Raw genomic sequence first — 14,559 nt, 5'->3', positions numbered from 1 at the left:
ATTTCAATGTTTTTGGATAAACAATTTGGTATTGACATCATCAAACGCAATTTCTATACCATCATCTAGTTTATCAACTATTTCTAGTTCGTTGGTTAAAGTTTCCGACTTAATATAAGCCACATTTGCCGCTACAGCATTTGTAATTTGCTCATCTTTTTGAAGTTTTACAGTAATTTTATCTGTAACCTCAAAACCTGAATCTTTTCGTAAATTCTGGATTCGGTTAATTAACTCCCTGGCAATCCCTTCTTTACGTAATTCTTCAGAGATAGTAACATCTAAAGCCACTGTTAAAGCACCTTCATTTGCTACCAACCACCCCTCAATATCTTGCGAGGTAATCTCAACATCCGAGCGTTCTAATGTAATATTTTTTCCATTAACATCAACTTCCAAAGCACCATTTTGTTCAATTTTGTTAATATCTTCCGGTGTAAAGTTAATTACTATTCCAGCAATGGCTTTCATATCTTTTCCAAAGCGCGGACCAAGAACTTTAAAGTTTGGCTTGATTTGTTTCACTAAGATCTCTGAAGCATCATCAAGAAGTTCTATCTCCTTAATATTTACCTCATGCTTAATCAATTCTGAAACTGCAGCAATCTCTGCCTTTTGCTGTTCAGAATCTACAGGAATCATTATTTTTTGAAGTGGCTGACGTACTTTAATCTTCTCTTTCGCTCTTAATGAAAGGACTAAAGATGAAATCACTTGCGCATTTTCCATTTTACGCTCTAAACTCTTGTCGACAAAAGCTTCATTATACACAGGGAAATCTGCTAAATGCACACTTTCAAACTGCTCCTTATTCGAAACTGAATTAAGGTCTAAATATAATTTATCCATGAAAAACGGTGCAATTGGCGCAGCCAACTTAGCAATGGTTTCCATACAAGTGTATAGGGTTTGATAAGCCGAAATTTTATCCTGCTCGTAATCCCCTTTCCAGAAACGCCTTCTACTTAAACGCACATACCAGTTACTCACATAATCTTGTGTGAAATCTGAAATAGCACGTGCTGCTCTTGTAGGCTCGTAATCGGCATAAAAAGCATCGACCTTCTGAATTAAAGTGTGCAACTCTGAAAGAATCCAACGGTCTAATTCCGGACGTTCTTCTAAAGCGATATCTGCTTCAGCATAACTAAATTTATCTAAATTAGTATATAAACTGAAAAATGAATACGTATTATAAAGGGTTCCGAAGAACTTACGTTTTACCTCTTCTATTCCTTCTAAATCAAACTTTAAATTATCCCAAGGGTTAGCGTTTGAAATCATGTACCAACGTGTAGCATCTGCACCGTAATCACCTAAGGTATCAAAAGGATCTACCGCGTTTCCTAAACGTTTCGACATTTTTTGACCGTTTTTATCCAACACCAATCCGTTAGACACCACGTTTTTATAAGCCACAGAATCGAAAACCATCGTTGCAATCGCATGAAGTGTATAGAACCATCCACGTGTTTGATCGACACCTTCAGCAATAAAATCTGCAGGGAACGATTTATTCTCGTCAATTAATTCTTTATTCTCAAACGGGTAATGCCATTGCGCGTAAGGCATAGAACCAGAATCGAACCACACATCGATTAAATCGCTTTCGCGGAACATTTTCTGCCCAGTTGCAGAGACCAATACGATGTCATCAACAATACTTTTATGTAAATCTAATTTCGCATAGTTTTCTTCAGAATTGTTTCCAACTTCGAAATCTTCGAATATATCTTTTGCTAAAACCCCTGCTGAAACTGCTTTAGTCATTTCGGCTTTTAGCTCTTCAACCGAACCTATACAGATTTCCTCTTTACCATCTTCACTTCTCCAAATTGGCAATGGAATTCCCCAGTATCGAGAACGTGATAAATTCCAATCATTAGCGTTTGCTAACCAGTTTCCAAAGCGCCCTGTTCCCGTTGATTTTGGTTTCCAGTTGATGCCTGCATTTAATTCATGCATACGCCCTTTGATATCGGTTACCTTAATAAACCAAGAGTCTAACGGGTAATAAAGGATTGGTTTATCTGTTCTCCAACAATGCGGATAATTATGCTTGTACTTTTCAACCTTAAAGGCCTTATTTTCTTCTTTTAATTTGATAGCGATTTCAACGTCTACAGAACGTTCTGGCGCTTCGCCATCGTCGTAGTATTCGTTTTTCACGTATTTACCTGCAAATTCAGCCATTTCTGGTCTAAACCTCCCTTGTAAATCGACTAAAGGCACTAAATTACCATCTTTATCTTTAACTAACATTGGAGGAACTTCAGGAGTTGCCTGTTTAGCAACAATGGCATCATCTGCCCCAAAAGTTGGTGCCGTGTGTACGATTCCTGTGCCATCTTCAGTTGTTACGAAATCTCCAGCAATGACTCTAAAAGCATTTTCAGGATTATCGTTCGGTAAGGCATAAGGTAAAAGTTGTTCGTATTTAATACCAACTAAATCTTTCCCTTTACACCCTTTTACAATTAAATAAGGGATTTTTTTATCACCTGCTTTATATTCTAAAAGTGCTGCATCATCTTCAACCTTTTTAAACTTCCCATCAAATTGTTTTCCAACCAATGGTTTAGCTAAAACAACCTGTATTGGTTCAAATGTGTATTGATTATACGTTTTTACTAATACGTAATCAATTTTTGGCCCAACAGTTAACGCTGTATTACTAGGAAGCGTCCATGGTGTAGTCGTCCAGGCTAGAAAAAAGGCCTCCCCCGACCCCTCCAAAGAAGGAGGGAAATCAAATGCTTTAGCAATTGAGTTTTCTATGCCCCCTTTGGGGGTTAGGGGGCTTCTAAACTGAGCAACAATAGTGGTATCGGTTACATCTTGGTAAGCTCCTGGTTGGTTTACCTCATGAGAACTTAAACCGGTACCAGCTTTAGGTGAATAAGGCTGAATGGTGTAGCCTTTATACATTAAATTCTTAGTGTATATTTCTTTTAACAACCACCAAACCGACTCCATGTATTTAGGTTCATAAGTAATGTATGGATCGTCCATATCTACCCAATAACCCATTTTTTCGGTAAGGTCATTCCAAACATCTGTATAACGCATTACGGCTTTTCTACAAGCTGCGTTATAATCTTCAACTGAAATGGATTTACCAATATCTTCTTTTGTGATACCCAATTCTTTTTCCACACCTAACTCAATAGGTAAACCATGTGTATCCCAACCAGCTTTTCGCTTTACTTGGTAACCTTTCATGGTTTTATAGCGCGGAAAAATATCTTTAATAGCACGCGCCAAAACGTGATGCACACCAGGAAGTCCGTTCGCAGATGGTGGCCCTTCAAAAAACACATAGGGCGCTTTACCTTCTCTAGTTGTTACACTTTTCTCAAAAATGTTGTTTTCTTTCCAATACTGTAGTACTTCTGCTGCTACGTTTGGTAAGTTAAGACCTTTATATTCAGGAAATTTAGCGTTCATTTACTTGAAATTCTAATAAGTTCGCGAATTTAAGGAATTATACTTAAAATGATAGGCTTTTAAAAGAAAATTAAGGAAGCCTTATTACCTTAATTTACTCAAAATTTAACTTAAAATCACGCTAATATATAACCGCGCTTTCGGTCATACTTTTTGTATTTCACTTACCATTAATACAAAGAAGTCATCTACACGCCTCTATTTTCGATAAACAACTCAATCAAACTATAGTGAATAAGCTCTAAGCCTCCTTATCATTTTCCAGAATAGATTTAATTTTTCAGATTAATCCTTTAAATTTGAACTTTCATACTCAAAAAAAAGAGATCTGATCCTAAATAAAAAAAAAAGACTAAAACGACAAGTTCCTAAATAAAACCACAATTTTATAAACAAATGAAGTCAAACTACATTATAACTTTTGCAATTCTTTTATTATCAATTAAAACCTTTGCTCAAGTACAGGACACTATTAGCTACCCTTACGTTTTACCTATATGGGCCGATAAAGTAGCAGAACGAGGAATGGCCGATCAACTTCAACTTCCTTTTGGTATAAATGTGAATTACGTGAACGCCTTTATGGATTTAGAAATTACAGAATTTGGATTAGACATTGCTGGCAAAGATGTATCAAACATAATTAATGTAGAAACCCTTAATTTCACAAAGGTTGATGCAACTACTAACGGCTTAAACTTAAGAGCAGATGCCTGGATTTTACCTTTTATGAATGTTTACGGCTTGTTTTCGGCTGTAAAGGGCGGCACAGCAGTGAGCCTACAACCCACATGGAGAAACGCAGAAGGTGAAATTATCTTACAATTACCTGAATTTTCGTCTAAAGTGGAGTTTGACGCTATGACTTATGGAATTGGTACCACCTTAATTTTTGGTTGGAACAATTACTTCTTAAGCACCGATTTTAATTACTCAAGAACCAGTACCGAATTATTAAAAGAACAAGTGGGTTACGCTACATTGTCTGGTCGAGCTGGCCACCGATTTGGTTTATCTAAAAAAAACAAGGACTTTTTTATCGCCCCATATGCTGGAGTTATGTATAGAGACTTTATTGGCGCCAAAGGAAGCTCCGGAGAAATTGGCTTAGATGAAGTTTTCCCAAATTTAGACATGAATTTTAATGAAAAAATAAACGGCAAAATCACTAGCAATGAAGCCATTATAAACGACCCTTCCACGAGCCCTGCGGAAAAAATAAAACTACAAGCTCAGAACCAAGCTTTAACCACAATTCAAGAAACAGTTAACGATAGTGGTGTATTTTCAACAAAAATCAATTACAACATAAAAAAAGAAATTGCTCAAACTGTAACTTTTCAAATGGGCTTTAATTTACAAATTAATAAACACTGGATGTTTAGAGGCGAATTTAGCTTATCAGACCAACAACGATTTATTTTAACAGGGCTTCAATACCGCTTTGGAATTAAGAAAAAAGGCACTTATTAAATCGAGTTGAAAATGTAAAAAACGATACGTTATATTAAGCCTAAACGATATAATCGACTAAATCTTCCATTTTCGATATCAACTGAATTTTTATTGCCGTATTTTGGAGTGAAATTTTATTGTATTTAGATACAAATATTGTGGAAAAACCTAATTTTTCAGCTTCTAAAATACGCTGCTCCACACGTTGTACCGGACGAATTTCTCCAGACAAACCAACTTCTGCAGCAAAACAATAATCTTTCGGAATAGCCACATCTTCATTAGAAGACAAAATTGAAGCCACAACCGCCAAATCGATCGCAGGATCATCAACCGTAATACCTCCAGTAATATTCAAAAACACATCTTTAGCCCCTAACCTAAAACCTGCTCTTTTCTCTAAAACTGCCAAAAGCATATTTAGGCGTTTGGCATTAAATCCTGTTGCCGAACGTTGTGGAGTTCCATAAACCGCTGTACTTACCAATGCTTGAACCTCAATCATTAAAGGTCGCATACCTTCTAAAGTGGCCGCAATAGCATTACCAGATAATTCTTCGTCTTTTTTAGATATTAGTATTTCTGAAGGATTAGAAACTTCACGAAGACCAGTGCCTTGCATTTCGTAAATCCCCAATTCGTTCGTAGAACCAAAACGATTTTTGTTCGCCCTTAAAATCCTAAACACATGATTACGGTCGCCTTCAAATTGCAAAACCGTATCCACCATATGCTCCAATATTTTAGGACCTGCGATATGTCCATCCTTAGTAATATGACCAATTAAGAGCACAGGAGTTGCCGTTTCCTTTGCGAATTTGATAAGTTCGGTAGTGCATTCCTTTATTTGAGAAATGCTTCCAGAAGAAGATTCAATATAATCACTATGAAGCGTTTGTATAGAATCGATAATTACAATATCTGGCTCTAGAGCTTCAATTTGTTTGAATATATTTTGGGTCTTAGTTTCGGTTAAAATATAACAATTACTGTTATTTGGATTGACACGTTCTGCACGCATCTTTATTTGTTTCTGGCTCTCTTCACCTGAAACGTATAACGTTTTATAGGGCAACCCTAAAGACACCTGAAGCAATAAGGTGCTTTTTCCTATTCCAGGTTCTCCACCTAATAAGGTTAATGACCCTGGTACAATACCACCACCTAGAACACGATTTAACTCGCCATCAAATGTATTTAAACGCGGTTCTTTTGATGTATCAATTTGATTAATTAATAGCGGAATTGACGCCCGTTTGGCAGAAGAAGCAGGTGTTTTCCAATCACTTTTTTCTGGCTTTTGAACCAATTCTTCAACAATAGTATTCCATTCCTTACAAGCGTTACACTGCCCTTGCCATTTTGCAAATTGCGTTCCACAGTTCTGACAAAAAAAAGTAGTTTTAACCTTAGCCATTAAGTCAATTGTATTTTAAAACAAAAGTTTACAAATTAATTACAATCCGAAATCTGCCTTTATTAAATCGGCTCTATCCATGACATCATCCTTTGTTATACCCGCTATTTCATCTAGAGTATAAGCCGATTGATAGGTTCGCATAGCACGTTTAGCCTCTCCTGTTTCTTCGTAAAAGCGACCAATATAATACCCCCCTAACAAAGTTTCTGGATAAGCCTCTCTAGCCATTTTACCTAATGCTTCATAATATTCATAGGCCTCCTTTTTCTCAATAGCAGCAGCAATCGCTTTAAAATCATTAATTAAAACAGGTTTTTCAATACCTAAAACATCATTAATTTCTTGATACTTCTCTTGAAGGTATAAAACAGGTGATGTTTCTAATTTTAACACCACTTCTTTATACTCCTTTTTAGAAATAGGCTGGTAAATTTTAAACATCTTCTCCAATGCCACGGGAATAGCGTTCGTTGGCACCGAATAATGAGAAGGCTCTTTAAAATTATTGAAATTATAGACTAAAAGATCGTTCTCTACTCCAGATATATCTGAGTTCAGAGCATCGGTCATCGATTTTATAGACTCTGAATCTTTATCTGTATTCGCTAAATAGTAAAACGTTTTAGACTGCACTTTACGTAAGGCTTCAGGTAAATAATCCAACATATTTGGTGCTAAATCTGGACTAATCGCAACATACGATTGAAATAATGGCTGTGGTTTCAATAAATAATAATTGATAAAATTAGCAGACTCACTATGCCCTATTACAACTTTAAAACGGCCGGTTCTATACGTTTTTTCAATATGAGGAATTAACTCTAAACCAAGAAATTCAAAAAAATTAGCACCAGAATCTATCGGTAATGAGTTTTGTTCAGAGTACATGCAATCATCATAACGTTTATTTAACTGATTCACACCCACCACAATGGAGGCCGGCATATCTTCCCAGTAAGAAAAATAATCAACGTTCCCTGCAACCGCTTCAAACATATAATCGGCATCCAAAACAAGAATTAATGGATAAGACTTATTGTCTTTATCATAACCTCGTGGCAATTGAATTTTAAGCTCACGATCTTCCCCTAACTTTGAAGAATGAAAATTTTGATACTTAACTTGCGCTCCCATATAAGTACCTGATATGGTAAACAATAAAATAAAAAGTAGGTGTTTCATCTTAATTATTTGGTTTTTGGTTCGATGGGGCAAGGTAATAAATAAACGGTGAGTTTAAAAGCAAAGTTTCACCAAGTAATGGTAGATTAAAATACCACTTGACAATCAATTACTTTTTATTTATTCTATTATAAATAGGTAAGTATATTAATGATAAACCGCCACACAAAATTATAACAAATGTTTGCGACGCCCACATGATCCACCCATAAGCGATACTAGGCTCCTCCGGGATTCCAAAAAGCGAAAAAGCCGCAAAAACCGCTAACGGATAAGACCCAATACCACCGTTTGTTGCTGCGATACTAAAACTTGCTGATATAAAACCAACTAATATAGCACCAGGAGAAACTACTCCTAATTCCTTAATAGCAAAAGTAGTGGTGTAGAACATAAGTACATACATGCTCCAAATAAAAAGGGTATGAAAAATATACGCCCATTTATTTTTCATTTTAAAAATACTAAGCACACCTTCAACTAATCCGCTTACAAAACTTTTAATTTTTAAAGCTATTTTCAAACTACTTCTTCTAATGAATATTGAAGCTATCACAAACAAAACAGCAGCCACAACCATGGCTAAAACAACTTTAGTAGGATTAAATTTTTGAATTAAAAATCCATATATAAAATCGAATTGCAAAAAAAGTGTGATGGTCATAATACACAACATGACAATCATATCTGCTATACGTTCGGCCACTATGGTTCCAAAACCTTTCTCAAAAGGAACGCCTTCATAATTAGAAAGCAATGAAGCACGAGCTACTTCGCCAGCTCTAGGTATGGTATAATTTATCAAGTAAGCTGCAAAAACAGCCATAAAACTATTGCCAAATTTCACATGATACCCCATGGGAGCTAACATAAATCGCCAGCGGTATGCGCGAGAAATATGACTTAGAAGTCCTAAAAACATGCCAAAAACAATCCAGATATAATCTGCGTTTTTAGCATAAATCAATAATTTATCAATGGAAACTTTAGACAGCGAATACCAGATTAAAAAAACTCCCAACAATAGTGGGAGTGTAATCTTTAAAAGATTTTTTATATTCTGGTTCAATCGTTTATTTTAACAAGTTTGTCGCTTCATCAGGAAATACCAAAGCAGGTTTAAATCCTTTTGCTTCCTCGAAATCCAAAATCGCATAGGTTATTAATATTAACGTATCTCCAACGGCAACTTTTCTTGCTGCAGCACCATTTAAAGTGATTTCTCCAGTATTTCGAGGTCCGGGAATACAATATGTTTCAAGACGTTCACCATTATCATTATTAACAATCTGAACTTTTTCGCCTTGTATAATATTAGCAGCTTCCATTAAGTCTTCGTCAATGGTTATACTGCCTATATAATTGAGTTCTGCACCAGTGCATTTAACTCTATGAATTTTAGATTTTACTACGTGAATTTGCATGCGGCAAAGATAATTAATTTAGAGCGATATTATCAATAAGTCTGATGTCATCAGCATAAACAGCGATAAAAGCTCTGTATTTTTTAAATTTTATTTTTTTTGATACGGTTTTCAGGGTGTCTTCGTCTGCAATAACAAAATATTCTAAATCCAATAATTTATGCATAGAAAACTGTTTATCAACCCATTCCATCACCTCAACAGCACTTTCTATGCCAAATTTAGCTTTGGCAGCTGTTAATGTTTTGTAAATAAATGGTGCCGCTTCTTTGAATTCAGGCTTAAGCCTTACATTTCGTGAACTCATAGCTAATCCATTCATTTCTCGATAAATAGCACATGGCACAATATGTACAGGCATGTCATGTTTTTCAACCATTTTTTTAATGATCGCCAACTGTTGAAAATCCTTTTCACCAAAATAAGCATTATTAGGCTTAATGATTTCAAACAATCGTTTAACAATGGTACCAACACCATCAAAATGTCCAGCCCTAAATTTACCCTCCATTTCAAACTCCAATCCATCGAAATCAAATTCTTGAGAAACCAAATTACCTTCGTAAACATCCTCAACGGAAGGAGCATATACCATAATTCGGTTTGCGTCTACCTCTTCAAGTAGTGCAACATCGGTTTCTAATGTCCTTGGGTATTTCTCTAAGTCCTCTTTATTGTTAAACTGCGTTGGATTCACAAAAATGCTCACTACAACAGAGTCATTATCTAATAAAGCCTTTTTAACCAATTCCAAATGACCATCATGTAGGGCGCCCATAGTAGGCACCAATCCTACCGATTGATTTTTTGCCTTTACTGCATCGAGGGCTAACGTAATTTGTTGTTTTTCTGAGTAAACTTCCACTATTTAATATAAAATTAACGGGTGCAAACTTAAGATTTTACAACCAATTTGCATAAATTTTTGTATTTTTGCGTGTTTTTTATTTTCAATTGCTAAAAGTAACACCTCTACAAAGTTTCATGACAAAACGTGAAACATGTAATGATTACGTGAAGTAGAGGCTATTTAAAGTCAACAAAAACCATCATATGAAAGATAAGAGGATATTATATGTATCATCTGAAGTAGTGCCCTATTTACCTGAAACCGAAATTTCTTCTATGTCATTTGAAGCACCTAGAATGGTGAATCAACAAGGTGGCCAAATTAGAATATTCATGCCAAGGTACGGCAATATAAATGAGAGAAGACACCAATTACACGAAGTTATACGATTATCTGGTATCAATTTAGTTATTAATGATCTTGATATGCCTTTAATTATTAAGGTAGCCTCTATTCCAAAGGAGCGTATTCAGGTTTATTTTATTGATAACGATGAATATTTCAAAAGGAAAGCTACGTTAACAGATGAAGCTGGAAAATTATTCCCAGATAACGATGAGCGTGCGATTTTCTTTGCAAAAGGTGTTATTGAAACCGTGAAGAAATTAAACTGGGCTCCAGACATTATTCATGTACATGGATGGCTAGCTTCCTTATTACCTCTTTATTTTAAAGAATACTACAAGGACGAGCCGCTATTTAGCGAAAGTAAAATTGTAACTTCTGTTTATAACCAAAGTTTTAGTGGTTCACTAAATGAAGAAATGATAAACAAAATTAAGTTTGATAATATTGATGACGAAGCTGTAAAACCGCTTGAAGAACCGACCTATACAAACTTAATGAAAGTTGCAATAGATTATTCAGACGCCTTAATTATTGGATCTGAAACTATTCCGGAAGACTTAAACGCTTACTTAAAAGCATCAGACAAACCTATTTTAGAGTATAAAACAAAGGATGAATTTGGTGAAGCTTATACAACATTTTTCAACGATACCGTTTTAAGCTAAACATCAAAGTTATTTATATTATATGAAAAAGACAATCAATTCCCTTAAGATTCCTGTTGTTTTTCTTCTTTTGGTTAGTGCTTTTATTGCCTGCGATAAAGATTATAGCGTTATAGAAAGTGATGTTCTGGGCGACGAAAATTCAGATTTCACTACAGGTGACTCGCTTTGGTCGGTTACCGCTTATAATAAAAAACTAGATTCGTTACAAATTAATAATCTTGGTACAACCAGTATTTCTGCAACCGCAGGGAATTTACTAGGTGTATTTAACGATCCTTCATACGGTTTAACTACAGCAAGCATTGTGTCTCAACTCGTACCTTCAACTTTTTCACCAGAATTTGATGAGAATCCAGTTGTAGACAGTGTGGTTTTAAACATTCCGTACTATAACACCGTAGTAAGTTATGACGAGGATAACAATCCAGAATACCGATTAGATTCTTTATTTGGAGACAATGACACCCCTATTAAACTTACCATCTATAGAAGTAATTATTTCTTAAGAGATTTTGACCCTAACAATCCAGAAAACGTTTCACAAAAGTATTACTCCAACGGTAGTAGCACTGAAAATTCTGCCCTTAACGGGACTTCGGTTATTAAATTTGATGATCATATTGATAACATATCGAATCCCATTTATAGTAACGCCGCTTTTAAGCCAAGTAATTTGGCTACCATAACAACAGTTGGAGATGGCGATGATGAGGTTGCAACAAAATCAGGACCTGCACTTCGTAAATTATTAGATAATGATTATTGGAAATCGGTAATTATTGATAAGGAAGGAGATCCGGTTTTAAGTAGTCAAAGTAACTTTAAAAATTATTTTAGAGGGCTTTATTTTAAAGCTGAAGCAAACACCAATGATGGCTCAATGCTACTTTTAAATATTGCAGCAACTGCCGCCAACATAACCATGTATTATACTTCTGGAGCAGATGGTAGTAGAACTCAAGAAACTTATGTCATGAATTTTTCTGGCAATATCTTAAATACTTTTGTTAACGATTACAGCATACCGCTTTATGATGGTGACAAAATTTTAGGTGACAATGAATTACACCTAAAAGGCACAGAAGGGTCTATGGCCGTAGTTGAAATTTTTAGTGGAAAGGTTGATTGTGATGGTGATGGTATTTTAGATTTAGACGCTATCGATTGCTTCAAGCAAAACTATAGACAACTGGATGATAATGGAGACTATGTAAAAGACCCTATCACGAACAGATATAAGCTTAAAAAACTTATTAATGAGGCTCAATTAGTGCTCACAGAACTGGATAACTTACCAACAGGAAGCGTAGAGGATTATCACACCTACGATCGTATTTATGCCTATGACATAAAGGGTAATTCAACAACTTTAGATTATAGTATTGATCCCACAACAAATACTTCAGACCCGTTAAATTCTAAAATTATTAGTCTAGGACAAAGAAATGACACGGGGGTTTTCAAAATTCGTCTTACACAACATTTAAATAATATTTTATTTACCGACTCTATAGCAGAAAACACACCTACTACAATTGGGTTAGTGCTTTCTAACAATGTTAATTATACTGATAACGCGGAAATTCTTGATAGTGGAGATACGGTTACAACCGTTCCAAGGGCTTCTATTTTATCACCTAGAGGCACAATAATCTACGGAAGTACTCAAAACACTGATCCTAAAAAAAGGTTACAGTTAAAAATATTCTCTTCCGAAGCTAAAGATTAATTTAAAGTATAACCTTATTAGTGACTTTCATCGTATAAATTGAAAGTTCATATAATAAATAAGATTGATAAGTTATTATTTCACATATTTGTCTGTAATAATCAAAGTCAATATCAAAAAGAAAAAATATGTGTGGAATTGTTGGATACATAGGCCCAAGAGAGGCTTACCCTATTGTAATTGAAGGTTTAAAACGTTTAGAATATAGAGGTTATGACAGTGCCGGAATAGCTCTTTTTGACGGTAAAGATCTTAAAGTATCTAAAACAAAAGGAAAGGTCGCTGATCTAGAAGCGATTGCTGAAAAAGAAATTACAAAAACAGGGAATGTAGGTATAGGTCATACCAGATGGGCAACACACGGCGTGCCAAATGACGTAAACTCACATCCACACGTTTCTAATTCTGGGAATTTAGTAATTATTCATAATGGAATTATTGAAAACTATGAATCTTTAAAACAAGAATTATTAACTAGAGGCTATACTTTCAAATCTGACACAGATACCGAAGTTTTAATTAACCTTATTGAGGAAGTCCAAAAGCAAGACGATTTAAAACTTGGAAAAGCGGTACAAGTAGCCCTAAACCAAGTTATAGGCGCTTACGCGATTGCTGTTTTTGACAAAAACAAACCCGAAGAAATTGTCGTAGCACGTTTAGGAAGTCCTTTAGCTATAGGAATTGGTGATAATGAGGATGAATTTTTTATCGCTAGCGACGCCTCTCCGTTTATAGAATACACAAAAAATGCTGTTTATCTCGAAGATGAAGAGATGGCAATTATAAGATTCCATAAAGGCATTAAAATTAGAAAAATTAAAGATGATTCTGAAGTCGATACTTATGTTCAAGAATTAAAAATTAACTTAGAACAAATTGAAAAAGGTGGTTACGACCACTTCATGCTTAAAGAAATTCATGAACAACCTAAAGCCATAACAGACACTTATCGTGGTAGGTTATTAAGAAATGAAGCTATTATTAAAATGGCAGGTGTTGAAGACAACATGAAGAAATTTCTAAACGCTAACCGTATTATCATAGTGGCCTGTGGAACCTCTTGGCATGCTGGATTAGTTGCAGAATATATTTTTGAAGATTTAGCTCGAATTCCTGTAGAAGTAGAATATGCCTCAGAATTTAGATATAGAAACCCCGTAATTACTGAAAATGATGTGGTTATCGCTATATCTCAATCTGGAGAAACTGCCGATACTTTAGCAGCAATCAAGTTAGCAAAATCTAAAGGTGCTTTTGTTTTTGGTGTTTGTAATGTGGTGGGTTCATCAATCGCTAGAGAATCAGATGCAGGTGCTTATACACATGCTGGACCAGAAATTGGAGTTGCTTCAACAAAAGCCTTTACAACTCAAATTACGGTATTGACATTAATCGCTTTAAGGTTAGCCAGAGCTAAAGGAGCTATTAGCAGTTCAGACTTTAGAACACATCTTCTTGAACTAGAAATGATCCCGAATAAAGTTGAAAAAGCACTAGAATCGGATGCTAATATTCAAACTATTTCTAACATCTATAAAGATGTTGATCACTTTCTATACTTAGGACGTGGATATAATTTCCCTGTTGCTCTTGAAGGTGCATTAAAGCTAAAAGAGATATCATATATTCATGCGGAGGGTTACCCTGCTGCAGAAATGAAACACGGTCCTATCGCATTAATTGATGAAAATATGCCTATAGTGGTTATCGCTACTAAAAAAGGGCATTATGAAAAAGTAGTAAGCAATATTCAAGAAATTAAATCTAGAAAAGGAAAAATTATAGGTATTGTAACAGAAGGAGACACACAAGTAAGAGCACTTGCCGATCATGTTATTGAAGTTCCCGAAACTTTAGAATCGCTCTCTCCACTTCTAACTACAATTCCATTACAATTATTATCATACCACATAGCTGTTATGTTGGATAAGAATGTTGATCAACCAAGGAATTTAGCAAAATCGGTTACTGTAGAATAGTTAACAAATCTTATTATACTTTATAAAAGGTCGGAACATTTCAATGTTTCGACC

General features: G+C 35.1%; 10 protein-coding genes. 4 read left to right on the top strand and 6 right to left on the bottom strand.

Annotation, left to right across the window (positions count from 1 at the left end; genetic code table 11):
- Positions 1–3: 3 nt before the first annotated feature.
- Complete coding sequence (gene ileS / locus KO493_RS07925; protein ID WP_216067404.1) at positions 4–3,447, bottom strand: isoleucine--tRNA ligase; 3,444 nt, start codon at positions 3,445–3,447, stop codon at positions 4–6.
- A 396-nt stretch (positions 3,448–3,843) separates the two neighbouring features.
- On the opposite strand from ileS, the gene KO493_RS07920 reads away from it, so the two are divergent.
- Complete coding sequence (locus KO493_RS07920) at positions 3,844–4,920, top strand: hypothetical protein (RefSeq protein ID WP_216067403.1); 1,077 nt, start codon at positions 3,844–3,846, stop codon at positions 4,918–4,920.
- A gap of 40 nt (positions 4,921–4,960) precedes the next feature.
- Here the strand turns inward: KO493_RS07920 and radA are convergent, their stop codons facing one another.
- The 5 genes from radA to panC form a co-directional block, all read right to left on the bottom strand.
- Positions 4,961–6,319: a DNA repair protein RadA gene (radA, locus tag KO493_RS07915; RefSeq protein ID WP_216067402.1), complete on the bottom strand. Its 1,359-nt coding sequence runs from the start codon at positions 6,317–6,319 to the stop codon at positions 4,961–4,963.
- 39 nt (positions 6,320–6,358) lie between these two features.
- Positions 6,359–7,504 carry an alpha/beta hydrolase gene (locus tag KO493_RS07910; RefSeq protein WP_216067401.1) on the bottom strand — a complete coding sequence of 382 codons (1,146 nt, stop codon included), beginning with the start codon at positions 7,502–7,504 and terminating at the stop codon, positions 6,359–6,361.
- A 109-nt stretch (positions 7,505–7,613) separates the two neighbouring features.
- The gene (locus KO493_RS07905; RefSeq protein WP_216067400.1) at positions 7,614–8,573 is read right to left on the bottom strand and encodes a lysylphosphatidylglycerol synthase transmembrane domain-containing protein; all 960 of its coding nucleotides are present in this window, start codon (positions 8,571–8,573) and stop codon (positions 7,614–7,616) included.
- A gap of 4 nt (positions 8,574–8,577) precedes the next feature.
- Positions 8,578–8,928 (bottom strand): aspartate 1-decarboxylase, encoded by a 351-nt coding sequence (gene panD / locus KO493_RS07900; RefSeq protein WP_216067399.1) that lies wholly within the window; start codon positions 8,926–8,928, stop codon positions 8,578–8,580.
- A 13-nt stretch (positions 8,929–8,941) separates the two neighbouring features.
- A complete protein-coding gene (gene panC, locus KO493_RS07895; RefSeq protein ID WP_216067398.1) occupies positions 8,942–9,793 on the bottom strand; it encodes a pantoate--beta-alanine ligase in 852 nt (283 codons plus the stop codon).
- Between the two features lie 188 nt (positions 9,794–9,981).
- Between panC and KO493_RS07890 the strand changes: the two genes are divergently transcribed.
- From KO493_RS07890 to glmS, 3 genes are all read left to right on the top strand, one after another.
- Entirely contained in the window at positions 9,982–10,791 is an 810-nt protein-coding gene (locus KO493_RS07890; RefSeq protein WP_216067397.1) for a glycogen/starch synthase, read from the top strand.
- 22 nt (positions 10,792–10,813) lie between these two features.
- A complete protein-coding gene (locus KO493_RS07885) occupies positions 10,814–12,523 on the top strand; it encodes a DUF4270 domain-containing protein (protein ID WP_216067396.1) in 1,710 nt (569 codons plus the stop codon).
- A gap of 128 nt (positions 12,524–12,651) precedes the next feature.
- Positions 12,652–14,505 (top strand): glutamine--fructose-6-phosphate transaminase (isomerizing), encoded by a 1,854-nt coding sequence (glmS, locus tag KO493_RS07880; RefSeq protein WP_216067395.1) that lies wholly within the window; start codon positions 12,652–12,654, stop codon positions 14,503–14,505.
- Positions 14,506–14,559 lie beyond the last annotated feature (54 nt).

This window comes from Pseudotamlana agarivorans (assembly GCF_018860245.1).
Classification (GTDB): domain Bacteria; phylum Bacteroidota; class Bacteroidia; order Flavobacteriales; family Flavobacteriaceae; genus Pseudotamlana; species Pseudotamlana agarivorans_A.
This window is presented reverse-complemented; position numbering and strand designations above follow the sequence as displayed.

What these genes read in the sequence shown, in the direction of transcription:
- KO493_RS07910 (WP_216067401.1), bottom strand. Translation starts at nt 7,504, where the DNA reads ATGAAACACCTACTTTTTATTTTATTGTTTACCATATCAGGTACTTAT.
- glmS (WP_216067395.1), top strand. Translation starts at nt 12,652, where the DNA reads ATGTGTGGAATTGTTGGATACATAGGCCCAAGAGAGGCTTACCCTATT.
- radA (WP_216067402.1), bottom strand. Translation starts at nt 6,319, where the DNA reads ATGGCTAAGGTTAAAACTACTTTTTTTTGTCAGAACTGTGGAACGCAA.
- KO493_RS07920 (WP_216067403.1), top strand. Translation starts at nt 3,844, where the DNA reads ATGAAGTCAAACTACATTATAACTTTTGCAATTCTTTTATTATCAATT.
- KO493_RS07890 (WP_216067397.1), top strand. Translation starts at nt 9,982, where the DNA reads ATGAAAGATAAGAGGATATTATATGTATCATCTGAAGTAGTGCCCTAT.
- panD (WP_216067399.1), bottom strand. Translation starts at nt 8,928, where the DNA reads ATGCAAATTCACGTAGTAAAATCTAAAATTCATAGAGTTAAATGCACT.
- KO493_RS07885 (WP_216067396.1), top strand. Translation starts at nt 10,814, where the DNA reads ATGAAAAAGACAATCAATTCCCTTAAGATTCCTGTTGTTTTTCTTCTT.
- ileS (WP_216067404.1), bottom strand. Translation starts at nt 3,447, where the DNA reads ATGAACGCTAAATTTCCTGAATATAAAGGTCTTAACTTACCAAACGTA.